22 protein-coding genes and 2 pseudogenes are annotated in these 26,049 nt (G+C 42.4%); 17 read left to right on the forward strand and 7 right to left on the reverse strand.

Annotation, left to right across the window (positions count from 1 at the left end):
- Nucleotides 1-55 precede the first annotated feature (55 nt).
- Both HBH39_RS00215 and HBH39_RS20070 read right to left on the reverse strand, forming a co-directional pair.
- Nucleotides 56-1,744: pseudogene (locus HBH39_RS00215) on the reverse strand (DUF885 domain-containing protein); the annotation flags it as partial.
- Nucleotides 1,651-1,875: a hypothetical protein gene (locus tag HBH39_RS20070; protein ID WP_167674555.1), complete on the reverse strand. Its 225-nt coding sequence runs from the start codon at nucleotides 1,873-1,875 to the stop codon at nucleotides 1,651-1,653. The pseudogene HBH39_RS00215 and the gene HBH39_RS20070, both read right to left, overlap by 94 nt.
- A 223-nt stretch (nucleotides 1,876-2,098) precedes the next feature.
- Between HBH39_RS20070 and add the strand changes: the two genes are divergently transcribed.
- Nucleotides 2,099-3,094, forward strand: a complete 996-nt coding sequence (add, locus tag HBH39_RS00225) for an adenosine deaminase (RefSeq protein WP_167674556.1) — start codon at nucleotides 2,099-2,101, stop codon at nucleotides 3,092-3,094.
- An 84-nt stretch (nucleotides 3,095-3,178) separates the two neighbouring features.
- Here add and hemN read toward each other — a convergent pair whose 3' ends face one another.
- The 3 genes from hemN to HBH39_RS00240 form a co-directional block, all read right to left on the reverse strand.
- The gene (gene hemN, locus HBH39_RS00230) at nucleotides 3,179-4,555 is read right to left on the reverse strand and encodes an oxygen-independent coproporphyrinogen III oxidase (RefSeq protein ID WP_167674557.1); all 1,377 of its coding nucleotides are present in this window, start codon (nucleotides 4,553-4,555) and stop codon (nucleotides 3,179-3,181) included.
- A gap of 134 nt (nucleotides 4,556-4,689) precedes the next feature.
- A complete protein-coding gene (locus HBH39_RS00235) occupies nucleotides 4,690-5,448 on the reverse strand; it encodes an NRDE family protein (RefSeq protein ID WP_167674558.1) in 759 nt (252 codons plus the stop codon).
- Nucleotides 5,449-5,526: 78 nt separating this feature from the next.
- Nucleotides 5,527-7,134, reverse strand: a complete 1,608-nt coding sequence (locus tag HBH39_RS00240; protein WP_167674559.1) for a metal transporter — start codon at nucleotides 7,132-7,134, stop codon at nucleotides 5,527-5,529.
- A 237-nt stretch (nucleotides 7,135-7,371) separates the two neighbouring features.
- Between HBH39_RS00240 and HBH39_RS00245 the strand changes: the two genes are divergently transcribed.
- Nucleotides 7,372-7,965, forward strand: a complete 594-nt coding sequence (locus tag HBH39_RS00245) for a YhgN family NAAT transporter (RefSeq protein WP_167674560.1) — start codon at nucleotides 7,372-7,374, stop codon at nucleotides 7,963-7,965.
- Between the two features lie 42 nt (nucleotides 7,966-8,007).
- Here HBH39_RS00245 and HBH39_RS00250 read toward each other — a convergent pair whose 3' ends face one another.
- Complete coding sequence (locus HBH39_RS00250) at nucleotides 8,008-8,592, reverse strand: chorismate--pyruvate lyase family protein (RefSeq protein WP_167674561.1); 585 nt, start codon at nucleotides 8,590-8,592, stop codon at nucleotides 8,008-8,010.
- Between the two features lie 110 nt (nucleotides 8,593-8,702).
- On the opposite strand from HBH39_RS00250, the gene HBH39_RS00255 reads away from it, so the two are divergent.
- On the forward strand, nucleotides 8,703-9,104 hold the full coding sequence (locus HBH39_RS00255) for a flagellar basal body-associated protein FliL (protein ID WP_167674562.1): 402 nt from the start codon (nucleotides 8,703-8,705) through the stop codon (nucleotides 9,102-9,104).
- A gap of 11 nt (nucleotides 9,105-9,115) precedes the next feature.
- A pseudogene (gene rlmF, locus HBH39_RS00260) lies at nucleotides 9,116-10,122 on the forward strand (23S rRNA (adenine(1618)-N(6))-methyltransferase RlmF).
- A gap of 22 nt (nucleotides 10,123-10,144) precedes the next feature.
- Here the strand turns inward: rlmF and HBH39_RS00265 are convergent.
- Entirely contained in the window at nucleotides 10,145-10,984 is an 840-nt protein-coding gene (locus HBH39_RS00265) for a formate dehydrogenase accessory sulfurtransferase FdhD (RefSeq protein WP_167674563.1), read from the reverse strand.
- 372 nt (nucleotides 10,985-11,356) lie between these two features.
- Between HBH39_RS00265 and HBH39_RS00270 the strand changes: the two genes are divergently transcribed.
- The 13 genes from HBH39_RS00270 to HBH39_RS00330 all read left to right on the forward strand — a co-directional run bounded on the left by HBH39_RS00270 (nucleotide 11,357) and on the right by HBH39_RS00330 (nucleotide 26,043).
- Entirely contained in the window at nucleotides 11,357-11,827 is a 471-nt protein-coding gene (locus HBH39_RS00270) for a DUF3305 domain-containing protein (protein WP_167674564.1), read from the forward strand.
- Nucleotides 11,827-12,483: a DUF3306 domain-containing protein gene (locus tag HBH39_RS00275; RefSeq protein ID WP_167674565.1), complete on the forward strand. Its 657-nt coding sequence runs from the start codon at nucleotides 11,827-11,829 to the stop codon at nucleotides 12,481-12,483. Before HBH39_RS00270 ends, HBH39_RS00275 begins: the two co-directional genes overlap by 1 nt.
- A gap of 87 nt (nucleotides 12,484-12,570) precedes the next feature.
- Complete coding sequence (locus HBH39_RS00280) at nucleotides 12,571-14,250, forward strand: 4Fe-4S binding protein (RefSeq protein ID WP_167674566.1); 1,680 nt, start codon at nucleotides 12,571-12,573, stop codon at nucleotides 14,248-14,250.
- A 10-nt stretch (nucleotides 14,251-14,260) separates the two neighbouring features.
- The gene (locus HBH39_RS00285) at nucleotides 14,261-14,926 is read left to right on the forward strand and encodes a TorD/DmsD family molecular chaperone (protein WP_167674567.1); all 666 of its coding nucleotides are present in this window, start codon (nucleotides 14,261-14,263) and stop codon (nucleotides 14,924-14,926) included.
- A gap of 111 nt (nucleotides 14,927-15,037) precedes the next feature.
- On the forward strand, nucleotides 15,038-15,232 hold the full coding sequence (locus tag HBH39_RS00290) for a formate dehydrogenase (protein WP_167674568.1): 195 nt from the start codon (nucleotides 15,038-15,040) through the stop codon (nucleotides 15,230-15,232).
- Between the two features lie 18 nt (nucleotides 15,233-15,250).
- Complete coding sequence (locus HBH39_RS00295) at nucleotides 15,251-18,100, forward strand: formate dehydrogenase subunit alpha (RefSeq protein WP_167674569.1); 2,850 nt, start codon at nucleotides 15,251-15,253, stop codon at nucleotides 18,098-18,100.
- 22 nt (nucleotides 18,101-18,122) lie between these two features.
- Nucleotides 18,123-18,719: a formate dehydrogenase FDH3 subunit beta gene (gene fdh3B / locus HBH39_RS00300; RefSeq protein ID WP_167674570.1), complete on the forward strand. Its 597-nt coding sequence runs from the start codon at nucleotides 18,123-18,125 to the stop codon at nucleotides 18,717-18,719.
- A 46-nt stretch (nucleotides 18,720-18,765) separates the two neighbouring features.
- Complete coding sequence (locus HBH39_RS00305) at nucleotides 18,766-19,779, forward strand: formate dehydrogenase subunit gamma (protein ID WP_167674571.1); 1,014 nt, start codon at nucleotides 18,766-18,768, stop codon at nucleotides 19,777-19,779.
- Between the two features lie 429 nt (nucleotides 19,780-20,208).
- Nucleotides 20,209-20,406 carry a twin-arginine translocation signal domain-containing protein gene (locus HBH39_RS00310; protein WP_167674572.1) on the forward strand — a complete coding sequence of 66 codons (198 nt, stop codon included), beginning with the start codon at nucleotides 20,209-20,211 and terminating at the stop codon, nucleotides 20,404-20,406.
- Nucleotides 20,407-20,424: 18 nt separating this feature from the next.
- The gene (locus HBH39_RS00315; protein ID WP_167674573.1) at nucleotides 20,425-23,292 is read left to right on the forward strand and encodes a formate dehydrogenase subunit alpha; all 2,868 of its coding nucleotides are present in this window, start codon (nucleotides 20,425-20,427) and stop codon (nucleotides 23,290-23,292) included.
- A gap of 28 nt (nucleotides 23,293-23,320) precedes the next feature.
- Nucleotides 23,321-23,890 carry a formate dehydrogenase FDH3 subunit beta gene (fdh3B, locus tag HBH39_RS00320; RefSeq protein ID WP_167674574.1) on the forward strand — a complete coding sequence of 190 codons (570 nt, stop codon included), beginning with the start codon at nucleotides 23,321-23,323 and terminating at the stop codon, nucleotides 23,888-23,890.
- Nucleotides 23,891-23,968: 78 nt separating this feature from the next.
- Nucleotides 23,969-24,940, forward strand: a complete 972-nt coding sequence (locus HBH39_RS00325) for a formate dehydrogenase subunit gamma (RefSeq protein ID WP_167674575.1) — start codon at nucleotides 23,969-23,971, stop codon at nucleotides 24,938-24,940.
- 173 nt (nucleotides 24,941-25,113) lie between these two features.
- The gene (locus tag HBH39_RS00330; protein WP_244325707.1) at nucleotides 25,114-26,043 is read left to right on the forward strand and encodes a hypothetical protein; all 930 of its coding nucleotides are present in this window, start codon (nucleotides 25,114-25,116) and stop codon (nucleotides 26,041-26,043) included.
- The last annotated feature ends 6 nt before the right edge of the window (nucleotides 26,044-26,049 follow it).

The following is a 26,049-nucleotide window of genomic DNA, read 5'->3' on the forward strand; positions in this document are numbered from 1 at the left end:
CAGTGTTTATGACTAAAGGCTTCAAATGTTCAGAAGCCTTTATTTCAAGATGTTGTTAGCTTAGCTTTTTTTCTATATAAGCATCAATCATTTGTTCGAGGATTGCCATTGGAACAGAGCCATTTTCAAGGATGGCATCGTGGAACTCTCGAATATCAAATTTGGCACCAAGTTGTTTTTCAGCTTTTGCACGCAAACGCTTAATGGTTAACTCACCAACTTTATAAGATAGTGCTTGTCCAGGCCATGATATATAGCGATCTATTTCAGTGTTAACATTATGCATTGATAGCGCTGTGTTGTTGGCCATAAAGTCAACCGCCTGTTTGCGTGACCAACCTTTTGCATGCATTCCGGTATCAACTACTAATCTTGCGGCGCGCCACATCTCATAGGTTAGTCTACCAAAGTTGCTGTATGGGTCTTGGTAAAAGCCTGCTTCTAATCCCAAGTACTCAGCGTACAATCCCCAGCCTTCGCCAAATGCGGATATATAACTATAACGTCGGAAGTTAGGTAGGTTATCAAGTTCTTTATTCAAGGATATTTGTAGGTGATGTCCTGGTACTGCTTCGTGAAGTGTTAAGGCTTCTAGTTCATAAAGCGGACGTTTATCTAAGGCGTAAGTATTTACCCAGTAATAGCCGGGTTGGTCATCTCTGTTAGAGCCCGCGTAACGTCCAGTAGTATATTTAGGGGCGATTTCAGCAGGAACAGGGGCGATACCATAAGGTGTGCGTGGCAGTTTACCAAAGTATTTTGGCAGCATAGCATCAGCTTTTTTAGCGATGTATGAAGCCTCTTTTAATAACTCTTCAGCTGTCTGTGGATAAAACTGCGAGTCAGTTCGTAAAAAATACAGAAAATCGGCAAAGCTACCTTTAAAACCTACATCGGCAATAACTGTAAGCATTTCTTGTTTAATTCTTGCCACTTCTTTTAAACCAAGTTGATGAACCTGATCAATGGTCATGGGGAGCGTAGTGTAGTACTCAACTCGGTTTTGATAAAAAGCTAGTCCATCAGGTAATGCTGAGGCTGCAATTTGTTCTCGGGCGTTTGGGATATATTCTTGAGTCATAAAGTCGAAGAACTGCTGATATGTCGGCAACACTTTTTCTGCCACTAGCTTTTTACCTTGCGTGGTCAGTTGTTGTTTTTGCTCATCGCTAAAATGTGGAGGATATTGTTTGAAGGGCGCAAAATAGCCGCTGTCTTCAACTGGAACAATAAATGCGCTGATGCTGTCTTCAAATCCATTTAAGGTGACTTTAGCGGGCGTTATTCCTTCCGTTAAGCCTTGTTGTAACCAGAAGGTTTGCTGAGCAAAGTAAGTGGGTAAAGCGCCTAATTTTGCGATGTAATTTTGATAGTCTTCAATTGAATTAAATGGTACCTGTGACATGCTTTCAATATAAGCGTGGAAGCCACTTTCGGCAGTGATAGGAATGTAGTGTTGTTTGAATCGATACATATCGACTTGATTTTGTAGCTGATCTTGCAAAATTTGGGCGTTAATCACATCAGCCTTAGATAAGTGACTTTTATCTAACAGCGTCAACGCATCCAACAGTTGCAGTGTTTTTTGATTTTGCTCAGCTAAAGATTGTGGCGAAAGGTCGGCAAGTTTTCCTGCAGCTTGTTTGTCCCCTAAGCTTGCAGCAAGTTCAGGCGAATATTCAAGGTTAAGGGCCCAACTTGCATCAATAATTGATTGTAAATCAGTTTTTTTGATTGGTTCGCTTTTAGCATTATCAGTTTTAGCAACAGTGGCTTTACTGGTATCCCCAAGTAATAATAAGCTTTTGAGCCTGTTGTCATTTTACATCCAGTAACAGAAAGCACAATTAATGCTGGCAGAATAAGCTTACGCATGGGAGCTCCTTAAATCGACAATAAAGCATAAGTTTATATGAGTACTCAACAACATAACAATTGAATGAGTAAGCTACCAGTATATTGAGCTTAATAATTGTTATGCTGATGCAAATAAGTTGATAGATAGGTTACTTTTTGGGATGACGTGTTAGACTTTGCCAAGCTAAGTGTCCATAAAATAGAAAACACATTTAGCGATAAAAATTAATAGGGGTCAGAAATGATTAATCCGTCGATACCATTAGTTGATTTACATCGCCATTTGGATGGTAATGTGCGTGTTAAAACGATTTGGGAGCTTGGTCTGCAGCACGGTATAACCTTACCTGCTGATAGTATTGAGACCTTAGCGCCTTTTGTTCAAATTCAAGGTAAGGAAACTGATCTGATCGCTTTTTTAAAAAAGCTTGATTGGATGGTCGCTGTATTAGCTGATTTAGACGCCGTTAAGCGCGTTGCATATGAAAATGTGGTCGATGCTAAATTGTCTGGTTTAGATTATGCGGAGTTACGTTTTAGTCCATATTATATGGCGATGAATCATAACTTGCCAATCGAAGGAGTTGTTGAAGCTGTCATAGACGGCGTAAAGGCTGGTGTAAAAGAACATGCAGTTAAGATAAATCTTATCGGAATTATGTCGCGTTCATTTGGGCAAGACAAGTGTCGTTTAGAGCTGGAAGGTCTACTCGCTCACCGTGATGCACTGGTTGGGGTAGACTTGGCTGGTGACGAGCGTGGATTCCCTGGGGATTTATTTACAGAACACTTCAAACGTGTTCGTGATGCTGGCTTGCAAATTACCGCTCATGCTGGTGAAGCAGATGGTCCAGAAAGTATGTGGCAGGCTATCAAGGTACTTGGTGCAACCCGAATTGGCCATGGTGTTAATGCGATAAGCGATCCTAAACTGATGGAATATTTGGTTAAACATGGGATTGGGATTGAGTCTTGCCCAACCAGTAATTTACATACTTCTACAGTTGCCGATTATGGCGTTCATCCATTCAGCACCTTTTTGGACGCAGGGGTGTTGATAGGCTTAAATACTGATGACCCAGGTGTGAGTAATATTGATATCAACCATGAATATCGAATTGCTAAATCTGAGCTGGGGTTGACGGATGAGCAACTGGCGCAAGTGCAGCGTAATGGGGTTGATATGGCATTTATATCCGACTCTGAGCGTAAGGCATTATACGCTTCAAAGTTATAGCTAAACCGGAAAAATAAAAAACCGCTGACTATCAGCGGTTTTTTTGAAGCCTAGTTTAAGGTTAAAACCTTAACTCTGGTGTTGTTAGATCACTCGCGAGAATTGTTGTTGGCGTGCTTTTTGACGGTAGTAGACATCAAAACACATACAGATATTACGAATTAACAGATGACCCGTAGGGCTGACTGTTATACGACGATCTGTAATATCAACTAATTTATCATCAACAAAGGTTTGTAGCAGTTTTAGGTCTTCAGCAAAGTAATCTTCAAATACGATATTAAATTTCTGCTCGATTTTTGCCATATCTAAATCAAAGTGACAGATGATCTGCTTAATGACCACGCGGCGAATTTCATCATCGTGATTTAAGCTACAACCCTTCCATAGTGCATGACCTTGTGCATCAATCGCTTCATAGTATGGACGTAAGTCTTTTTGGTTTTGCGCATAACAATCGCCAATTTGACTGATTGAAGAAACGCCCAAACCTAATAAATCACACTCTTCTTGGGTGGTATAACCTTGGAAGTTACGATGTAATTTGCCTTCACGTTGTAATCTTGCGAGCTCGTCATCAGGCTTAGCAAAGTGATCCATACCAATAAACTGATAGCCAGCATTGGTTAATGATTCAATGGTTTGATGCAGCATATCGAGCTTTTGTTGTGGCGATGGCATATCGACATCTTTAATTTTGCGTTGAGCTGCAAAGCGTGATGGTAAATGAGCATAGTTAAATACCGATAAACGATCTGGTGATAACTCAATAATACGCGCAATGGTTTTTGCAAAGGTTTCGGGTGTTTGTAGTGGTAACCCGTAAATTAAATCGACGTTTGTTGAAACAAAACCCAGCGCCTTAGCTTTTGCCATTAAGTCAAAAATGAATTGCTCATCTTGCTCACGATTAACCGCCACTTGCACATCTTTATTGAAATCTTGTACACCAATAGAGATACGGTTAAAGCCAGCTTCTTTAAGGGTATCAAGCATGGTTAGCTCAATTTCTCGTGGATCAACTTCAATTGAAAACTCACCCACTTCAGCAAAGTTAAAGTGTGATTTAATTAAGCTGGTTAGCTTTAAAATTTGCTCGGGGTTTAAGAAGGTTGGCGTACCGCCGCCCCAATGCATTTGAGTGACAGTATAGTTTTTAAATAAAGGGGCACGCTTTACAATTTCAGCGGCTAAATACTCAATATATTGATCGGCTTTATGTGCATGGCGAGTAATAATTTTATTGCAGCCGCAGTAATAGCAAAGCTTGGCACAAAATGGAATGTGGACATAAAGCGAAAGCTTGTCTGATTGACTGTTTTCAATCGAGGTTAATAAGTTCTGCTCGGTAAACGTGTCGTCGAATTCGAGTGCAGTCGGATAAGACGTATAACGAGGACCGCTGTAATTGTATTTCTCGATCATCGACTGATCCCAACTAATCTGTGTTGGTTGCTTCAAGACATGTACTCCGAAGGTAAATTAGCAATAGACGAATTATGCAGAGTTAAGCGTTAAATAACCTTGATCTAGGTTGTAAAATTGATATTTGAACGTGACAGTCTTTGCAATTTTTAGATCTTTGACGCAAGTACTTATGACTTTTCGCTTTTAAATTGAAAATGTTGCTGACCTAAGTTGCGGCTTTTTCCATCAAAACGGGTTTCATAGAAGTCGATGTTACCCTGATTGTCTTTCAAAATAATACTGGTTGAACGGGTACCATATTGAGGATGTTTAATAAAAATTGATGATAAATGGCGCTCCCATTCCAACTCAACACCCGTTTGAGGTAACAAGTGATCCTCAGCTTGAGTTGTGTCTAGCATTAGGTTTTTCAAATCACCGATATTAATGTGTTCATTATGACTAAGATATGTTTGTAGGGCTAATTGTCCTTGAGCCATTTTTGGCCACACATCATCTAAATCACCATTGCAAATAGCATGAAATCCTGGTTTGAGCTCTTGAGTGGTTAAATGGCGGCTACTAAAACAGTGCAAACGCTCTTGATGTTCAAAAACCAGATTAAACGGATTGTAATTGTGAGCGTGGGTTTCTAGCCATTGAGGAGTTATTGACGAAGTTAATGCGCTGATCACCAATTCTCCTCGAGATCGGACCCCATCATCTTGCGTCTTTGTGCGCAAATTGGTGATGCCGGCAAACTCTCCCGCTTGATTAACCCCTAACCAAGTGCCGCCTGCTTGTAAATCTTTACCAGCAATAATATTGGGAGTGTTAGGCCAAATATGAGCGGGCTGAGTAGCGCGATGGTGGAATTCATCTCGATTCGCACAAATGATCAGCGGATATTCAGGATGGCTGTCTATGGCAAAAAACAAGATACACATAACTAATCCTTGAGTAGTCCGCTATCAATAAAATAGCTGCCACTCACCAATTTTGGTAAGCCGCAGACCCTAATATGGCTACTTGTGTGGTTTGTGAACGCTACCTGAATGGTTATGAGCATGACTTTGGTTCTTGTTATGATTATTGTGGTTATGAGAATGCCCATGATCGTGGCTGTGTTCAGACTTAAACTGGCTCATCATCTTGCTTAAAAATTTACGCGGGCCAAGACGCAGTAAACTTGCGCCAAACAATAAGCATACAATTCCTAACGCAAATATGTTGATAGACTCAGGTAACCTTAGTACAAAGCTAGACGTTAAATCGACTAAGTCTGCAAAAATAAATGCTCCTAATAGCACACCGCCTAACATTAATCCTTGTTTCCACTTCATCAATTTAAGCTGAGCAATATTGATCACGGGTGCAGCTAATAAGCTAAAAGCAACGGCTACCTGATTCCAACCACTGTAAAATAACGCCAATGCTAATACTGCCGCGCCTAAATTACAAAAGCGCATTGGAATAAACACTAATAGCAAGATAAAGACTTGCAGTGCAGGATTTTCAAGTGGAACAGACGGGTGACCAATCAGGTTGGCTAATACCAAGCTGAGTATAATCCATGGGGCGCTTCGGTCTACTAAATGGGCAAAGCCAAAGCGCCATGCTGATACTGGTACATGATGATGTGGATCGGTCAGTGGAATTTTACACCAAGTTAATAGGCCACCAATTATGGTTAGGCCAACCACCTGATACAAAGCAAACCAGGGTCCTAATAATGCTAAAGTGATAATCAGTGATTCAGGGCCTGCTAAGCGCTGTAACCATCTAGATGCTAGTTGGTTATGCTGTGGTTGCAGTCCAAACTTAAATCGAATAGTGGCAAATAAATAACTAAGCAGCAGCACGGGTGAAATAGTTAATAGCCAGCTAACAAATTGCTCGACACCATGATCGTGGCCATGATGAGCGTGGGCATGTTCACCGCTATCCATTAGTAACAATAGCGCGAGTAAACCAAGGCCCAATAAGCTACCAATACCTGCTTGGTATTGATATTTGTCTTGTTTGTCGGGTGTATGATCACCATGGGGCTGGTGCAATACCACATGTAATATTGAACCGGTTACAAAGGCTTGTAAGTAAACAGTGTTTTCAATGCTGAGTTGGTGGATCAATTGTTCGCCAGCAAAATAGCCAACAGCCGTTAATGCCATCATTGCCACTAAAACAATGCTTGACCAACGCGTACCAACTTGCGGCTTTAGTAGCCACCATATTGCTAATCCTACCGGTAATCGATGCAAAATAACCCCAAGGGCTAATAATGGGGAATTATCTTGTTGTTGTGCTAATACCATGGCGCCGCCATCGGTAATGGTATGTAACAATAAACCCAGTATGCCTAAGCCAAGGGTAATATTGTGGGTAATTTCGGAATAGCGATGAAAAACTTTCTCACTCGCAGTTGGCCCCCAAAGACCCAACACCACAAACAATAAGGTAACAAATCCACCATGTTCAAGGAGTTCTGGCAAAATATGGATGAGCACTAGCCCGCCTAATGAGACGAAAATAAAGCCATCTAAGCCTTTTTGCAATCCGCTACCTGACGAAAAGTAGCGATAAAACAAAGGCCCAAACAGTAGGGCGATACAACTAGCGACAAGATAGAGCATGTGATCCACAGAATAAAATCGACAAAAACACTGAAGTATATCATTTATGTATCAGCTTGTAGCTATTCAAGCCCATTTCAAAGTGTAATTTTATCATCTACTGTTGAAAATAAATTAGCCTTAGAAAAACTAATTTATCTCAACAAGAAATTATCGGGCTAATCTAGCTAAACTCTTATTATCATTTAGGTATACAATATGGGTTATTGTTATTCACCTTAAAATAGATTGTAAATAATGGATATTTTTTCTGCTGCTGTTATGTTGTTTTTGATTATGGACCCATTAGGTAACTTACCTATTTTTGCATCTATTCTTCGTCATATTGATCCCAAAAAGCGACGCAAAGTTTTGATCCGTGAACTGCTGATTGCTTTAGTCATTATGTTGCTATTTTTATTTGCAGGTGAGGCCATTCTTAATTTTTTAAATCTTCGTTCTGAGTCGGTGAGCATAGCGGGTGGGATAATTTTATTTTTAATCGCCATCAGAATGATTTTCCCTCAACCTGGTGGCGTTGTTGGCTTAGCGGCAGGTGAGGAGCCTTTTATTGTGCCGATGGCGATTCCATTGATGGCTGGGCCTTCTGTGTTGGCCGCGCTGATTCTATTGGCTCATACTGATAGCAACAGAATGACTGATTGGACTATCGCTCTTGTCTCAGCTTGGGGACTGAGTGCGATAATCTTAATGTTTTATAAAGTGTTTACTCGAGTGCTTGGTGAAAAAGGCCTTACTGCGGTTGAGCGGCTGATGGGCATGGTGTTGGTGATGATATCGGTACAAATGCTATTAGATGGCATATCAAGTTACATGAATTCTGTCGCATGAATATAACCTTGAGGCTCACTCGAATAGCTTAATGCCATATCGCTATTTTGAGTGAGCTTGATATATTTGCTGAACCGCCGCAGGTAAAAAAATTTCACTGACAATTAATTGTGAGTTGCCAATATGAAAATATCTGCGTCGGCCCCACAAGGTGTCATTTACCGTTTGTGAAAGGCTGGTGGCCAATTGGGCCAGACGGCTGCAGGTTTCAAACTCGGCGACTTCAATTCTCCCTGGCACAATATTATCGCTGGTAAAAAGCAGTTCTCCCAAAGGACGATTGCCTAAATGGCTAAAATTATGTTGTGGGTTGTGGAGTAAATCTTGCGGGATTAATGTACGCGCAAATACCCAAGGAATATTGTCTAAACTCAGTAACACTTCTCTTACCCAAATGGGGTGATTATTGTTATCTGTTGTAGGAAACTCCCCCGGTAATGGGTTAAGCAAGTGCTCACCTAAAACGGTGACAGTAAAAGTATCGCAGTGCTTTTTGAGTTTTTCAGTTAAACTTCCATTGGCTAATAACCAGTCTTTAAGCGGTGTATTAGGCAGTTTGTCGGTATGCTCGGGTGAAAACCATTGAATTGATTCACCATAAGGAAAGCTAATGCTGGTCACATTCATCAAAAACTCGTTACAATATATCTAGACCACAGCAGTTTACCATGCCCTGAATAGCGCGACACATAAAAGCGGGTAACTGTAGACAATTTACTCAAGGAGAGCATCACACTATGAAAAAAATTGCTTCAGCATGCCTGTTTCTGCTGTTAGCGGCATTTAATGCTCAAGGTGCTGATGATGGCGCATTAGAAGAATATGCCTATTATGGTTTTGAGCCAGAAATTGTCACTAACTATATTTCTAACCGAAAAAAATTAGGTTTTGTGCGCATTAGTGTTGAGCTAATGGTGAAGAACCCGAGTGACCTTGTTAGCATAGAAAAGCATGATCCTTTGCTGCGTGCAGCCATTGTTGAAATATTAGGGAACCAAGCGGAAGATAAAATTAAATCGCTATCTGGTAGGGAAGAAGTTCGCCGTGAATGTTATGAAGTGATCAATCGTTTACTTGAAGCTGAGACCGGCAAGCCACTTGTGGTTAATCTATTGTTTACCAAATATCTTTACGATTAATCGTTAATTTCATGCGTAAAAAATCTCCTGAGCAGGGCAAGCGTCCTGCCAAACATGCCATGACAGTAAAAGCATTACATCCTCGTAATGCACATAATCAAGGTTATGACTTTGATAAACTAACTGCGGTATTGCCCAAATTGTCCCAGTTTGTAAGGCCTACTCCTTACGGTAATTTATCTATAGATTTTGCCGATCCCAATGCAGTCAAAGCATTAAATGCAGCGTTATTAAAAGCCGATTATCACATTGAGGCTTGGGATATTCCTGAGGGTTTTTTATGCCCACCTATTCCAGGGCGTGTGGATTATATACATTACATCGCCGATTTATTAGCTCATAAAGGTAAGGTACCAAAAGGGGGCGTATTCACGCGCTCGATATTGGGACCGGTGCAAATGGCATTTATCCACTATTAGGCATTCAATGTTACGGCTGGCGTTTTACAGCCTCAGATATTGATCCTGTCTCTTTACAAAATGTAGAAAAAATACGCCAGCATAATGCCAAGATTGCCGCTAAGTTAACCTTAATTCAGCAGGCTAACCCTAAGGCGATATTTAATGGCATTATTCAAGCTGATGATCGTTTTGATATCACTTTGTGTAATCCTCCTTTTCATCAGTCATTAGCTGACGCCATGGCTGGAAGTCAGCGTAAGGTGGCGAATTTAACGGCGAATAGAGCCAAAAGGCTGCCGCAGAGCGATATTGCCCAACATAAAACTCAATTAAATTTTGGTGGTCAAAAAGCGGAACTTTGGTGTGAAGGTGGCGAGAAGCAATTTTTAATCAATATGATCACCGAAAGTGCTTCGTTTAAGCATCAAGTGTTATGGTTTAGCTCTTTGGTGTCAAAAGCTGAAAACGTCAAACCTTGTTATCAATTATTGACGCATTTGGGGGCGCAAACGATTGAAACAATACAAATGAGTCAAGGTAATAAGCAAACTAGAGTGTTAGCGTGGAGCTTTTTAGCGCCACCACAGCGAGAGCTATGGACGAAATCTCGCCCATAACATTTGAACCTTAAAAAAGTGTCTATTTAGCATCAAATTCGATGTTTTCAACACCGTGGTAAACTAAAAAATGTCGCCCTTTAGCTCGAGCAATCAAGGTTATTCCGAGCTGTTGAGCAAGCTCTAAGCCCATTTGCGTGACCCCACTACGAGACAGTAATACCGGAATGCCCATTTTGGCGACTTTTATCACCATCTCAGAGGTTAACCGCCCAGTCGTGTAGAAAATTTTATCTCCACCAGACTGCTGCTCCATCCACATATCACCGGCTAAAGTATCGACTGCGTTATGACGTCCTACATCTTCCACAAATGCAAGTATTTGATCATTTTGACAAATGCCACATCCATGAACCGCACCTGCATTTTTATAAGTATCATTATAAGCATTAATATTTTTAAGTAGGCTGTAGATAACCGACTGCTTCAGTGAAGGAGTGGGCAACTGAATTTCATCTAAGCCTTGCAAAAAGCTGCCATAAACAGTGCCTTGTCCACAACCAGAGGTGACTGTTTTTTCAGACATCTTCTCGGCTATATCGTCAGTAATTTCTTTGGTGATCACTGCAGCTGAATTAACCTCCCAATCAACAATTACTGATTCAAGTAGCGTGATGTCAGTAACAAAGCCCTGATTTTTCAAATAACCTAAGGTTAATGACTCAGGTTTTGCACCTAAGGTCATCAAGGTCACAATGGGTTGCCAATTTAAATACACCGTTAAAGGGCGCTCACAGGCAACAAACTTATCAAGCGCTTCACCTTGCTCGTTATAGGCGATAACGGGTAAGGTCAATGGGACTTCTGCTTGAGTTCTCACAAATTTTATCTGTGTATTGGGTTGCGCTGAACTGTGGGTCATAAGCAAGGTTTACCTTGTGAGTTTTGTGGCCGTTTTGATTTGTAAAAGCAAAATCAAAGCAACCAGCTATAAAAGCGAATTCATCCAAGAATATCAACTTTTATGTTTTGGACATGGATATGTTTGATATTGCGTGATCTAGCGCAAGTTTTGTATTACCAACTTATCCAAACGTGTATTTCTGTCCTATTTTAAATTACAGCTTGGACAAAATGTCCCGATGTTGAGTTGCTTTTGCGATCTGGCTCATAAATCTATTCGTTAATATGTTGGCATTAAAATTGCTCTACTTTATTGCAGAAACGACGGATGCAATAAGGCTTAATCGTAATTGCATAAAAAGTCATCAAGTATTAAAAGGTAAGTGAATACATGCAACATACCGAAAGTGTTTGGCCCATGTACGTGTCATTAAAAAAAGTGACCAAGCAAGTTGGTCGCTGGTCATCACACTGCTGGGAACTTGATCAAATGGTTCCAGCGACTCAGCCGGCTCCTGAAGGGGCTAAACTTGTTTTACTTGAATTGCATCGAGATGAGCGTGCCAGTTATCGGATTAATGTCGATATGGACAATGCCATGCTGTATATCGTTTGTGATGAATTAGTTGATGGAACATGGGTTCCAGCGATGATTTCAGCTGACCAAAATGTCGGTGCCGGTTGCTTAGAATCTGATACGCCTGTGTTAAATACCTTAATGCCAAAAGCGATTGCATGTTGGATTGAGGCGTTCATTACTCGTCATGGTGAAGTTGAAATTAGCGCTCATCGTCGTAAGCATGTTAATCGCCGCAAAAATGAAGGCCCAAGTACTAATCATATGCATAAAGAGGTTAGGTAATGAGTGGTTTTTTAAGCCGTTGGACGCAACGTCGGGAAGAGGTTGCTAAAGAGGCTGAGCAAAGTGAGCTGGCTGCAAGTTTGCCGGAGTCAGTTGCTGATAATAAAAAGGACCTTTCTAATTCAGATAATGCCAATGTGATCCATGATGCATTACCTGAGGCTGAGCCTAAAGTACTTACTGCTGAAGATTTACCTGATCCAGAGTCAATCGAAATTGGTGGTAGTTTTGCAAGTTTCATGGGCGCAAACGTTGACCCTGCAGCAAAAACCGCTGCATTACGTGCGCTATGGAAGCAACCTCAATATAACCATATTGATGGATTATTAGAATACGCTTTAGATTATTCAAATCAGCCAAAGTTATCAGCTGAAGTCTCAGCCGAGTTGGCGAAGAAAGTATTTAAACATGTAATTGAAAAACAAGAAAAATCAGACGAATTAGTAGATGAAGCGTCAAGTGAAGAAATCGATGAAGCTTCACAATCTGCCTTAGCCGAACAGTCAGATGAACTGCAACCGGCTGATGAAGTGGGCAGTGGTGACATAGACGCCACTAATAAAGTCGAAGTAGACAAAACGTTAACTGAAATGAGCGAGTTGCATGATGAGCAATCACCTCATGTTGTTACCCCTAACTCGGTACCAGTTAGCTGATTTTGTTATTAATTTATCGCTGTAAATCTAAAACGCGAATTATTGCAGGCGGCATAGACCGCCAAAACATAAACGCTTAGGAACGCAATGAGTATGAGACAATCCCAGCCAGAGCTAAAGCAAGCTCGGCAACAAGTGATGGCGAGTACCCAAATTCTGCAGAATTTGATCCCGCCAACAGTCAGCTATACCACAAAAGGCCATGTCTTAGTTATTGGCCCAGAAGACTTGGCCCGTCTTGCTGCTGACCAACTTGATAGTATGGCCAGCCGGGTTATTTTGGCCAATGAATCAATTACTAGCCAAGATGAATCCCATCTCGAAAAAGTGATGAGCGCCGCAGAAGGTGTTGAGAGCTTTTATAACAAATTAAAGGGTATTAAAGGCTTTTTAGGTCAATTCCAAGTCAGTGTTGATGCCGATGCTGGCGGCGTTGCTGAGCTAAGTAAAGTGGCAATTCGTCAAGCCCACTTCGATATCATTCTTGATTTAAGCTCTTCTCCTTGTATTAATCTTGAAATGCTCCCAGCAGGTTATTTCTATGTTGGTCAAGATGCGGCTAAGCTCGCCGATGCTTTAGAGCAAATTCCAGAGTTAATTGGTGAGTTTGACAAGCCGCGCTATGTCAAAGTCACCAGTGACATTTGTGCTCATAATCGCAATGGTGTTAATGGTTGTAACCGCTGTTTAAATTTCTGCCCCGCCGATGCCATTAGCAGCATTGAACAAAAAATTGAAATCGATCCTTACCTTTGTCACGGCGCAGGTAGTTGTACTAATTTATGCCCTACAGGTGCGATTAGCTACGACTTACCAACACCAAAATCACTGCATAGTTATCTTGAAAAACTCATTAGTCGCTATCGTGCAGAGGCCCAAGTCGCACCCGTGATATTATTTCATGACAACATGTTAGGTAGTGAACTTGTCACTGATGATTTACCAGGAGATGTATTACCGGTAGCAATGGAAGAAATAACCGTTGCCAGTATTGATCACTGGTTAGCGGCATTGGCTCATGGTGCACGTGAAGTACTTATTTTAAATACCGATGCAATAGCACCAACCTTAACTCAAATGCTGCAGGGTGAGCTATCACTGGCAAATCGTATTTTAGATGAAATGGGCCAACCACAGCGTTTACGTGTTATTACTGCAGCGGATTTAGATAATTTAGATCAGCCTCTTGCTATCAGTGTTACTTGGCCAATGATTGTGCCTATTAAGCTTGAGATTGCCACGGCCACTAACCCAAAACGCAATATTCTTTACCAAGCGATTGATCATTTAAACAGCCAAGCGGGTGCTATTTCTTCTGCAGTTGCCATTGCTAATGTGCCTTACGGTCAGGTTAAAGTGGATGTTGAAAAATGTACTTTATGTATGTCATGTGTCTCAACTTGTCCAACTCAGGCTTTAAAGGATGGCGGTGAAACTCCAGCACTTAAATTTGTTGAGCAAGATTGCGTGCAATGTGGTTTATGTGAAAGCTCATGCCCTGAAAAAGTCATTAGTCTTGTTCCACAAATAAATTTTGACCAGCAAAGTCGTCAAGCCACCAGCACCCTAAAAGAAGAGGCACCGTTTGAATGTATTCGGTGTGGCAGCGCTTTTGCTACCCAATCTATGGTACGCAAAATGGTTGATATGGTGGGTGCTCACAGCGCCTTTAGTGCCAATATTGAACGCTTGAAAATGTGCGGTGACTGCCGCGTAAAAGATATGTTTGAAGACATTCTTCAAGATCCAGAAAAGCAATTGCGATAAGAGATCCGCTATGACCGAAACAACAAGAGAAATCAGCGAAAACGATCAATTAAGAGCCGATATTTATCAGCTTTTGGCGGCATTGTTACGTCGTCATCCGAATCAAGAGTTATTACAGTTTTTAGCAAATTTAGACGTTGAAGCCGATGAGAGTAACCCAATGAGCCAAGCATGGATTGCTTTAAAAAACGCAGCTGCTACTAGCGATGTTGAAAGCTTGGAAAACGAGTATTTTACTATTTTCTTAGGCGTAGGCCGTGGTGAAATATTGCCTTATGGTAGTTGGTTTATGACAGGTTCATTGATGGATAAGCCGCTGGCGCTTTTACGTAATGACTTAATGCAACTCGGCTTTGAGCGAGAAGAAAACGTTAAAGAACCTGAAGATCATGTGGCTGCTTTATGTGAAATCATGGCGATATTGATTTTAGAAGCGCCTGGTTATCGTCAACTGGCATTTTATCAGCGTCATATTGGTTCTTGGATAAACCGTTTTTGTGAAAGCTTGGCCAAAGCACCAAGCGCAGTGTTTTATTTACCAGTGGCGCAATTAGCGCAGGCATTTTTTACTGCTGAAGCGAATGAATTTGAGCAGCTTAGTTTAGATATTCCGGTTAACTGCCCCGGCAGTGAAGAGCTTGAACCGGCTGAAAACCAAGCGGTGCAAATAAACTAATGATCTGGTGGCATATGGCTATACTTAGTCTATGTCACTGTTTAATCATAAATGCCTTAAATCACTAAGGCATTAAACCTTATCTTTTATAGATAAAAAGAAGGAGAAACTATGAAGAAGCAAGCTTCCGACATGGGTCGCCGTCAAATGCTTAAAGCCTTGGCTTTAGGTAGTGCGGCTGGTGCTGTTGCAAGTGTGAGTGCCCCTGCATTAGCGGCATCCCCCAAAGCAACGACTGAAACGTCGAGCAATAACTATCGTGAAACAGAGCATATTCGTAATTACTATGCTTCGTTAAGTAAATAACCAATAGGAGAGGGTGAAATGCGATTAACCCGTAAATCTGATACGGTCGCCAAGGCTGAAAAGCCAGGTCTAGGCCTAAACCGCCGTCAGTTCCTCAAGTCTGCCAGTTTGGCGACAGGCGGAATTGCAGCAGCGTCTATGTTAGGTGCAGGCATGATGCGTAAAGCAGAAGCCAAAGATGTACCTCATAACGCGCCAACTGAAGTTAAGCGTACCATTTGTTCTCACTGTTCTGTGGGTTGTGGTATTTACGCTGAAGTACAAAATGGTGTGTGGACTGGACAAGAACCAGCGTTCGACCATCCATTTAACCAAGGTGGACATTGTGCCAAAGGTGCTGCACTACGTGAGCATGGTCATGGTGAAAAACGTTTAAAATACCCAATGAAGCTGGAAGGCGGAAAGTGGAAGCGTTTATCTTGGGATCAAGCTATTGAAGAAGTTGGCCAAAAAGCCCTCGATATTCGTGGTGAGTCAGGTCCAGATTCTATCTACTTCATGGGTAGTGCGAAATTTTCAAACGAGCAAGCTTATCTTTATCGCAAATTTGCAGCGATGTGGGGCACGAATAACGTCGACCACTCAGCTCGTATTTGTCACTCTACCACGGTAGCCGGTGTTGCAAACACTTGGGGCTACGGTGCGCAAACTAACTCGTTTAACGATATCCGCAACTCAAAATGCATGATGTTTATCGGCTCTAACCCATGTGAAGCTCATCCTGTTGCGATGCAGCACATTTTAATTGGTAAAGAGCGTGGCGCAAAAATCATTGTTGTCGATCCTCGTTTTACTCGTACAGCAGCTAAGTCTGATGAGTATGTTCATATTCGTCCTGGTACTGATATTCCATTTATTTATGGTTTGTTATGGCACATCTTTGAAAACGGTTGGCAAGATGAAAGCTTCATCTCGCAGCGTGTATACGGCATGGAACGTATTCAAGAAGAAGTGAAAAAGTATACCCCTGAAGAAGTGGAACATGTTGTCGGTGTGCCGAAAGCACAAATGTACCGCGTTGCTAAAATGATGGCGGAAACTAAGCCAGGCACCATCGTTTGGTGTATGGGTGGTACTCAGCATCACGTAGGTAATGCCAATACTCGTGCATACTGTATTTTACAGTTAGCACTCGGCAATATGGGCGTTGAAGGTGGCGGAACCAACATTTTCCGTGGTCATGATAACGTACAGGGCGCGACTGACTTTGGCTTGTTATTTGATAACTTACCAGGCTATTACGGTTTAACTTCTGGTGCATGGGATCACTGGGCTAATGTGTGGGATCTAGAACCAAGCTGGATCAAGCAGCGTTTTGACCAAGGTGAATATTTAGGTCAGTCACCACAGACCTCTGCAGGTATTCCTTGTTCGCGTTGGCATGATGGCGTGTTAGAAGATAAAACCAAGATTGCGCAAAAAGACAATATTCGTTTAGCGTTCTTCTGGGGACAATCGGTTAACACTGAAACTCGTGGTCGTGAAGTGCGTGAAGCATTGAACAAAATGGATACCGTTGTGGTTGTGGATCCATTCCCAACGATGGCGGGTGTAATGCATCAACGTACAGATGGTGTTTATCTGTTACCTGCGGCAACTCAGTTTGAAACCTACGGTTCGGTGTCAGCGTCAAACCGCTCACTTCAGTGGCGTGACCAAGTTATTGAACCATTATTTGAGTCATTACCTGATCACGTGATCATGTATAAATTGGCTAAAAAGTGGGGCGTTGCTGATCAATTATGTAAGCACATAGCAGTCAATAACGACGAGCCAAATGTTGAAGACATTACCCGTGAATTTAACAAAGGTATGTGGACGATTGGTTACACAGGCCAAAGCCCAGAACGTTTGAAAATGCACCAACAAAACTGGGGTACTTTCGATGTTGATTCGCTTGAAGCGCCTGGTGGCCCAGCTAAAGGTGAAACCTATGGTTTACCTTGGCCATGTTGGGGTACTCCAGAGATGAAACACCCTGGTACTCAAATTCTTTACCGTACTGGTCGTGAAGTGAAAGACGGTGGTGGTAACTTCCGTGCTCGTTATGGTGTTGAACATAATGGTAATAACATTCTTGCTGAAGGTTCTTTCTCTAAGGGAAGCGAAATCAAAGATGGTTACCCAGAGTTTACTGCTGACATGCTGAAACAACTTGGCTGGTGGGACGATTTAACCGCTGAAGAGAAAGTGCATGCTGAAGGCAAAAACTGGAAGACAGATATTTCTGGTGGTATTCAACGTGTGGCTATCAAGCATGGTTGTATCCCTTACGGTAACGCAAAAGCGCGTTGTATTGTATGGAACTTCCCTGATGATATTCCATTACATCGTGAGCCACTATACACACCTCGTCGTGACTTAGTATCTAAGTACCCAACTTATGATGACCGTATGGTTGCGCGTCTTCCTACTTTGTATAAATCAATCCAAGACAAAGATTTTGCTAAGGACCATCCATTAGCATTAACTTCTGGTCGTTTGGTTGAATATGAAGGTGGCGGTGAAGAAACACGTTCAAACCCATGGCTTGCTGAATTACAGCAAGAAATGTTCATCGAAATGAACCCTGCTGATGCAGCTGATCGCGGTATTCGTGATGGTGATAATGTGTTTGTACATAGTCCTGAAGGCGCAAAAATTACCGTAAAAGCAATGGTGACACCACGTGTTATTGCTGGTGAGTGTTTTATGCCTTACCACTTTGCGGGTGTGTTTGAAGGTGAAAGTTTGGCGAAGAACTATCCAGAAGGCACAGTGCCTTATGTGGTGGGTGAATCAGCAAACACAGTATTGACCTACGGTTATGATGTTGTGACTCAGATGCAAGAGACGAAAGCCTCTTTGTGTCAGATCAGCAAAGCCTAACTTGATGAGGAGATAAGCCATTATGGCAGTCATGAAATTTTTGTGTGACACCAAACGCTGCATCGAGTGTAACGGTTGCGTCACAGCATGTAAGAACGAAAACGACTCTGCTTTAGAGTGGGGTATTCAACGTCGCCGAGTGGTGACAATTAAAGATGGTCAGCCTGGTGAGGCATCTATTTCAGTCGCATGTATGCACTGTACTGATGCACCTTGTATGGCAGTTTGTCCGGCAGATTGTTTCTACCGTACTGAAGATGGCATTGTGCTTCATGACAAAGATACTTGTATCGGTTGTGGCTACTGCTTCTATGCTTGTCCATTTGGCGCACCACAGTTCCCTAAAAAGACTGCTTTTGGAAGTCGCGGGAAAATGGATAAGTGTACCTTCTGTGCTGGTGGCCCAGAAGAAGCACATTCTGATGCAGAGCGTCAAAAGTACGGTGCAAACCGTATTGCTGAAGGCAAGCTACCTATGTGTGCTGAACTGTGTGCAACTAAAGCACTTCTTGCGGGTGATGCTGGTGTGGTATCTGACATTTATCGTCAGCGTATGGCACAGCGTGGTAATCCAAATGTTATTTGGGGTTACAACCCAAAAACAGGTGAGATGATCTAAACCCAAAGTATGGGCTGCGAGTTTTGCAGCCCAATGAGGAGTGACAATGTTAAACACATCGTTAAACAAATCACTGCGGATGATGTTTGCTTTGTTAGCGCTGATCATTGGTATCGGCTTGATTATGCCGACAGCCTATGCTGCGGATGATCAATCTAGCAAGCAACAAGCAGCTAGTACCAGTGATGCCGATCTTTGGCGAGCTGTGAAGGCCGGTGAGTCAGGTTACAGTACTGACAAAGCAATAGAAGCTAATGTGTTAATCAATAAAGCGGGTAATGAAGGCAAAGAAATTCGTAATGTATATATCAAACCGGCAATCGTGGTTGCTGTGTTTGGTGTATTTGGTGCGTTTTTATTCTTTTACTTGGTTAATGGCCCGGCAAAACTAGCTCATGGTTTTTCTGGCAAGATGTTAGAACGTTGGACCAAGGCCGACATTAAGTTACATTGGGTTATGGCAATTTCTTGTTTAACCTTAATGTTAACGGGCATATTTATTATGCTTGGACGCCATTTTATTGCCCCTTATGTGGGTGATGGTTTATGGGCAAGTATTATTGCTGTTAGCAAATTTGTTCATGATTGGTCAGGGCCTATTTTTATTGTGTCTTGGCTTATATGCATCATCAAATGGATGCCATTACAAACCTTTAAGATGTATGACTTAAAATGGTTTTTAGTGGTGGGTGGCTATATTAATTTTGGCCCGTTCAAAGGCAAACATCCTGATAGTGGTTTTGCTAATGCGGGTGAGAAAATGTGGTTTTGGACTTTAGTTATCTTTGGTCTATTTATCAGCATTTCTGGATTAATGTTAGTGTTACCGACACTTGATCTACCACGTGAAGCCTCAATTGCAGCGTTACTCGTACACGGCATTAGTGCTGCTATTTTAATTGCATTTACTATTGTGCATATTTGGATGGCAACGGTACTGAGTGAAGGTGGTATGGAGTCGATGGTTTCTGGCTATTGTGATGAAAACTGGGCCATCCAGCATCACAATGTATGGTATGACGAAATCAAAGCTAATGGCTCAATAAAATACAAGAGTTAACTTAAGCGTTAGTACTGCGTATACAAAATAAACACCCTGTAGTTTAACGCTACGGGGTGTTTTTATATCTGCGTTTTGTATTGCTCTATTAGCAGTATCATGTAATTAAGTTTGTAGTGATTACACGCTAAGGTAGCAATTCAACAACATACCCACCAATATGGGTTAACATTCTTGTATCCATGTATTTACCCATTTATTTTCATGCACTTGCAAAGTGTGATCTAGGTCGTTTTTTAGTTTTAATACCATGATGAACCCCCAAATAATGGTTTAGATCAATAAATCAGTATAACTAAATCCCTAATATGCCCGCGAAATTGCCATAACGAGCAAATATGCACGTTATCTGGTTTTTACAACACCATTTGTTAGCACCATTAGGTGCATACGCATACCTGAAAGTGAATACTTTCAATGGGAGATTAAATGAGTAAGCAACAAGCTGATCTGAATCGCAGATCTCTGCTGAAAGCCTTAACCATTGGCGGAACTGCAAGTGTCGCCATTGCAGCAACTGGCATCAAGGTTGCTCATGCAACCGAGCAAAGTGCCGTTAAATCCAACACTAATGGTTATCAAGAAACAGCCCATATTCGTAGTTACTACGATAGTTTACGCGGCTAGTTTAGGAGAATTACAGCGATGAAATTAACTCGCAAGTCAACCACGGTGCCACAAACCGAAACCGCTAAGCTTGGCATTAACCGTCGTCAATTTATGAAACACATGAGTGTGGCTACTGGTGGTATTGCAGCAGCTTCTATGCTTGGCACTGGTATGATGCGTAAAGCCGAGGCTAAAGATATTCCTCATGCCGCACCAACAGAAGTAAAACGTACTATTTGCTCTCATTGTGCTGTAGGTTGTGGTATCTACGCTGAAGTACAAAATGGTGTATGGACTGGACAAGAGCCAGCATTCGACCATCCATTTAACCAAGGTGGGCACTGTGCTAAAGGTGCATCTTTACGTTATCACACTCACTCTCATAAGCGTGTGAAATATCCAATGAAGCTGGAAGGCGGAAAGTGGAAGCGTTTATCTTGGGATGATGCCATCAATGAAATTGGTGACAAGATGTTAGATATTAAGCAAACATCTGGCCCAGATTCAGTTTACTTTATGGGGAGCGCTAAGTTCTCTAACGAGGGCGCTTACTTATACCGTAAACTTGCCGCAATGTGGGGCACAAACAACGTCGACCACTCTGCTCGTATTTGTCATTCTACCACTGTAGCCGGTGTTGCTAACACTTGGGGTTATGGTGCGCAAACTAACTCATTCAATGATATTCGCAACGCGAAAAACATTTTTATCATTGGTGCAAACCCTGCTGAAGCTCACCCTGTTGCAATGCAGCACATTTTGACTGCCAAAGAGCGTGGCGCAACGATTACCGTTGCAGATCCTCGTTTCTCTCGCACTATGGCTCATGCAGATGTGCATTTACCATTACGCCCAGGTACTGATATTCCATTAGTGTATGGCTTAATGTGGCACATTTTTGAAAATGGCTGGGAAGACAAAGACTTCATCCGCACACGCGCTTGGGGCATGGATAAGATCCGCGAAGAAGCCAAGCGTTGGACTCCTGAAGAAGTTGAAAACGTTACCGGTGTCTCTCGTGAAGCCGTTTATGCAGCAGCGAAGCACATGGCACATCACCGTCCTGGTACTGTAATTTGGTGTATGGGTGGTACTCAGCACCACGTTGGTAACGGCAACACGCGCATCTATTCAATCCTTCAGCTAGTGTTAGGTAACATGGGCGTACAAGGTGGCGGTACTAACATTTTCCGTGGCCATGACAACGTTCAAGGTGCAACCGACATGGGCTTGTTATTTGACAACTTGCCTGGTTACTACGGTGTGACCACCGGCGCTTGGGAACACTGGGCGCGGGTATGGGATTTACCATTTGATCAAGTTAAAGGTCGTTTCGATGCAACACCTTACTTAGGTCGTGATCCTATGACCACACCAGGTATTCCATGTTCACGTTGGCACGACGGTGTATTAGAAGACAAAGAAAAATTAGCGCAAAAAGATAACGTGCGTTTAGCTTTCTTCTGGGGGCAATCAGTCAACACTGAAACTCGTCAGATGGAAGTTCGTGATGCGTTAGATAAGTTAGAAACGATCGTGGTTGTTGACCCTTATCCAACAATGGCGGCTGTCATGCACCGTCGTCAAGAGGGTGTGTACATTTTACCGGCGGCAACTCAGTTTGAGTGTGAAGGCTCGGTGAACAACTCTGGGCGTTCGGCTCAATGGCGTCAACAAGTGGTTGAGCCTGTATTTGAGTCTAAAAACGACTTAGAGATTATGTATCGCTTAGCGGCTAAAGTCGGTATCGCCGATACCTTAACTAAGCACATCAAGGTGGAAGGCAATATGCCAAGCCCTGATGACATCATGCGTGAATACGCTAAAGGTATGCGTTCAATCGGCTACACAGGTTGGAGCCCTGAGCGTATTAAAGCTCACACCATGAACTGGGGTGATTTCTCTCCGGAAACATTAGAAGCACCAGGTGGTGTGAATAAAGGCGAAACCTACGGTTTACCTTGGCCTTGTTGGGGCACTCCAGAGCAGAAGCATCCAGGTACACAAATCCTTTACCGTACTGACCGTAACGTTAATCAAGGTGGTGGTAACTTCCGTGCTCGCTTTGGTGTGGAATTTGAAGGCGAGAGCATTCTTGCTGAAGATTCAGCCTCTGTTGGGGCAGAAATTCAAGACGGTTACCCACAATTTGACGACGTCATGCTTAAACAGCTTGGTTGGTGGGACGAGCTAAGCGCAGAAGAGAAAGCCTTAGCTGAAAACCGCACTTGGGCGACAGACTTAGGCGGCGGTATCGTACGTGTGGCACTGGCTCACAACATGATCCCTTATGGTAATGCCAAAGCACGTTGTCGTGTGTGGACTTTCCCTGATGAGATCCCGATGCACCGTGAGCCGTTATACACGCCGCGTCGTGATTTAATTGCTAAATACCCAACTCACGACGACATGCAAGTTCATCGTCTACCGACTTTGTATAAGACATTACAAGACAAGGTTATCAGTGACAACTTAGATAAGAAGTACCCATTAATAGTGTCTTCTGGTCGTTTAGTTGAGTACGAAGGTGGTGGTGAAGAATCTCGTTCTAACCCTTGGCTTGCTGAACTGCAACAAGAAATGTTCATTGAAATTAACCCAGCAGATGCAACTGATCGTGGCATTCGCGATGGTGACAATGTACGTGTTGAAGGCGCTGAAGGCGGTTACATCTTCATTAAGGCTATGGTCACTAACCGTGTTAAACCGGGTGTAACTTGGATGCCATATCACTTTGCCGGTGTCATGCACGGTGAAGAATTAGTGTACCCAGAGTCTGGCGGAGACAGCACTAAGCCTTATGTTGTAGGCGAATCTGCAAACACAGTACTGACATACGGCTATGACCCTGTGACACAAATGCAAGAAACCAAAGTGTCACTATGTCAGGTCGAAAAAGCCTAATTGCAGCTAAGCGAGGAGAATTGCCAACATGGCTACAATGAAATTTTTATGTGATACCAAACGCTGTATTGAATGTAACGGCTGTGTCACTGCATGTAAAAACGAAAACGACTCTGCTTTAGAGTGGGGTATTCAACGTCGTCGCGTAGTGACGATTAACGATGGTGTTAAAGGTGAAGCTTCAATTTCAGTGGCTTGTATGCACTGCAGCGATGCGCCTTGTATGGCGGTTTGCCCAGCAGATTGCTTCTACAAAACCGAAGATGGCATTGTATTGCACGACAAAGATACTTGTATCGGCTGTGGCTACTGCTTCTACGCATGTCCGTTCGGTGCACCTCAGTTCCCGTCTAAGTCAACATTTGGCGGTCGTGGCAAAATGGATAAATGTACTTTCTGTGCTGGTGGCCCAGAAGACAACCATTCTGATGCTGAGCGCAAAAAATACGGTTCAAACCGTATCGCAGAAGGTAAGTTACCTATGTGTGCTGAACTGTGTGCGACTAAGTCGTTACTTGCAGGTGACGCTGGCGTGGTGTCTGACATCTATCGTGAGCGTGTTGCTTCTCGTGGTTCTAACAAGGCGATTTGGGGTTAATTCTCTAATGCGCGGTTAGTCCGAAGCGTTACTAGGCGTTTAAGTGATTAAGCGCCTAGTGATACATAAGGATGTAGCATGAAAAAAATACTAATGACACTAGGTGTCGCATTAACTTTGTTTTTGAGCGTCAGTTGTTTTGCTCAAAATCAGGTTGAAGCAGGCCAAACAGAAGGGCAAATTTGGGCGCAGCTAAAAGAAGGTGCTCAAGGTGTGACCACTTCAACAGGGCAAGAGCATGCGCAACTCATCAATACTTACGATTTACGTGTGTTTGAATTACGTAGTGATCTATTGGCGCCAGCCTTGATGGCTGCTTTATTTGGGATGATCATCATTTTTGTTCTGTTTGTTAAAGTGAACGGAATTTCAAAATTACATGGTGGTTTCTCAGGTAAGCTAGTCTATCGCTGGTCTAAGTTTGATGTGTCGATTCACTGGTTAGGTGCAATACCGTGTTTATTGCTTATTTTAACCGGTTTAACCTTGCTGGCTGGGCGTTTCTTCTTTCAGCCTTATGTGAGTGATGGCGTGTGGGCAAGCATGATCAATGCTGCCAAACTTATCCATGACTACATGGCTATTCCATTCATGATTGGTTGGTTATTAATGTCGGTGCTTTGGGCGAAAAACCAAATGCCGAAAATGTATGACCTTAAATGGATGATGGTTGTTGGTGGATACATTAACTTTGGCCCATTTAAGGGCAAGCACCCAGATGCAGGTTTTGCTAACGCCGGTGAAAAAATGTGGTTCTGGGCTTTTGCCCTATTTGGTTTAGTGATTTCAGCATCGGGTATGTTGTTATTGTTCCCAAGTTTATTTGAACCAAGCCGTACTTTAAGCTTAATCGCTTTAGTGTTGCACTCGGTTAGCGCGATTATTATTACCGCGTTCTCTATCGTACATATCTTTATGGCAACGGTTATGTCAGAAGGCGGTATGGAGTGTATGGTGTCAGGTTACTGTGATGAAAACTGGGCAAGCCAGCACCATAACTTATGGTATGACGAAATCAAACAAAACGGCACATTAAAATATAAAGAGTAAATGCTCAGTTAATTTATATTGCCGTTAATCAAACGCCCAGCTTGGATCAAGCTGGGCGTTTTTGTAAGTGTATAAGTTAGCAGTGTAATATCGCATTTATGAGTAAATTTAAACTACACTAAGTTCTAATGCAGCATAATGAAAAAGATTTTCAGTAATGGGGTTATTTTTACATGGGTAGTCGATTAGCTAATATAAAGCGATTGTGTTACTTCTCAATTGTCTTAATGGCCTACCTGTATGTGCCGCAGTCTAAAGCTGTGGACAGTTTTATTATTAACCATTCTGAATCAGCCAATGATTTTAGATATGAATATACCTATGCATTATTGCAACTTGTCATAGAAGCAACTCAAGCAGACTTTGGAGAGGCTAATCTACAAGTGTCGAGTGTGGTGATGAGCCGTAATCGGCAATTAAGGGCGCTTGAAAGTGGTGAGGTGATTAATATCATGGCCGAGGCGGCAAATACTGAGTGGAATGACAAATTGCTGCCGGTTTACATTCCCATTCGTAAAGGTGTTCAAGGTTTTAGGGTTTTTATTATTACTCAAAATAATGCGGAAAAACTGAGCCATGTGAAGTCTCTTGAGCAACTTATGCAGTTTCCTACTGGCTCGGGTAGTCAGTGGACAACAAAGATAGCGATGCAACAGGCGGGATTTAATGTGGTGGAAAGCACTCATTATGATAGCTTGTTTAATATGTTGTCTAAGGAGCGCTTTATTACTTTTGGCCGTGGTGTCAATGAGGCGTTTCAGGAGGTCACAGCATATCAGAAGCTATACCCACAATTGATGCTAGATGAACATCTGGTATTACATATCCCTTTAGCAACTTACTTTTATGTTTCCCCTAATCAACCTCGATTAGCTGAAAGAGTCAGAGTGGGCCTTGAACGAATCATTAGCAACGGCAAGTTTGATCAGTTTTTCTATCAACACCATTGTGATTTTTTACGCCAAAGTAAATTGAATCAGCGTGTGGTGCTAAAAATTGATAATCCTTTGGTGTCAGAGCAACAAATGACATCGATTGTCGGCCAAGAATTTTTATTAGATCCTAAAAGTGATTTTGCAAGCTTGTGTCAGCCATACCAATAATACAAA

The organism is Shewanella aestuarii, from assembly GCF_011765625.1.
In the GTDB taxonomy this organism is placed as follows: domain Bacteria; phylum Pseudomonadota; class Gammaproteobacteria; order Enterobacterales; family Shewanellaceae; genus Shewanella; species Shewanella aestuarii_A.

Excerpts from the sequence above, each read along its gene's own strand:
- HBH39_RS00275 (WP_167674565.1), top strand. The coding sequence starts at position 11,827 with ATGAGTGGTTTTTTAAGCCGTTGGACGCAACGTCGGGAAGAGGTTGCT.
- HBH39_RS00255 (WP_167674562.1), top strand. The coding sequence starts at position 8,703 with ATGAAAAAAATTGCTTCAGCATGCCTGTTTCTGCTGTTAGCGGCATTT.
- HBH39_RS00240 (WP_167674559.1), bottom strand. The coding sequence starts at position 7,134 with ATGCTCTATCTTGTCGCTAGTTGTATCGCCCTACTGTTTGGGCCTTTG.
- HBH39_RS00285 (WP_167674567.1), top strand. The coding sequence starts at position 14,261 with ATGACCGAAACAACAAGAGAAATCAGCGAAAACGATCAATTAAGAGCC.
- fdh3B (WP_167674570.1), top strand. The coding sequence starts at position 18,123 with ATGGCAGTCATGAAATTTTTGTGTGACACCAAACGCTGCATCGAGTGT.
- HBH39_RS00250 (WP_167674561.1), bottom strand. The coding sequence starts at position 8,592 with ATGAATGTGACCAGCATTAGCTTTCCTTATGGTGAATCAATTCAATGG.
- HBH39_RS00270 (WP_167674564.1), top strand. The coding sequence starts at position 11,357 with ATGCAACATACCGAAAGTGTTTGGCCCATGTACGTGTCATTAAAAAAA.
- HBH39_RS00245 (WP_167674560.1), top strand. The coding sequence starts at position 7,372 with ATGGATATTTTTTCTGCTGCTGTTATGTTGTTTTTGATTATGGACCCA.
- HBH39_RS00315 (WP_167674573.1), top strand. The coding sequence starts at position 20,425 with ATGAAATTAACTCGCAAGTCAACCACGGTGCCACAAACCGAAACCGCT.
- fdh3B (WP_167674574.1), top strand. The coding sequence starts at position 23,321 with ATGGCTACAATGAAATTTTTATGTGATACCAAACGCTGTATTGAATGT.
- add (WP_167674556.1), top strand. The coding sequence starts at position 2,099 with ATGATTAATCCGTCGATACCATTAGTTGATTTACATCGCCATTTGGAT.
- HBH39_RS00280 (WP_167674566.1), top strand. The coding sequence starts at position 12,571 with ATGAGTATGAGACAATCCCAGCCAGAGCTAAAGCAAGCTCGGCAACAA.
- HBH39_RS00310 (WP_167674572.1), top strand. The coding sequence starts at position 20,209 with ATGAGTAAGCAACAAGCTGATCTGAATCGCAGATCTCTGCTGAAAGCC.
- HBH39_RS00325 (WP_167674575.1), top strand. The coding sequence starts at position 23,969 with ATGAAAAAAATACTAATGACACTAGGTGTCGCATTAACTTTGTTTTTG.
- HBH39_RS00330 (WP_244325707.1), top strand. The coding sequence starts at position 25,114 with ATGGGTAGTCGATTAGCTAATATAAAGCGATTGTGTTACTTCTCAATT.
- HBH39_RS00295 (WP_167674569.1), top strand. The coding sequence starts at position 15,251 with ATGCGATTAACCCGTAAATCTGATACGGTCGCCAAGGCTGAAAAGCCA.
- HBH39_RS00235 (WP_167674558.1), bottom strand. The coding sequence starts at position 5,448 with ATGTGTATCTTGTTTTTTGCCATAGACAGCCATCCTGAATATCCGCTG.
- HBH39_RS00265 (WP_167674563.1), bottom strand. The coding sequence starts at position 10,984 with ATGACCCACAGTTCAGCGCAACCCAATACACAGATAAAATTTGTGAGA.
- HBH39_RS00290 (WP_167674568.1), top strand. The coding sequence starts at position 15,038 with ATGAAGAAGCAAGCTTCCGACATGGGTCGCCGTCAAATGCTTAAAGCC.
- HBH39_RS00305 (WP_167674571.1), top strand. The coding sequence starts at position 18,766 with ATGTTAAACACATCGTTAAACAAATCACTGCGGATGATGTTTGCTTTG.
- HBH39_RS20070 (WP_167674555.1), bottom strand. The coding sequence starts at position 1,875 with ATGCGTAAGCTTATTCTGCCAGCATTAATTGTGCTTTCTGTTACTGGA.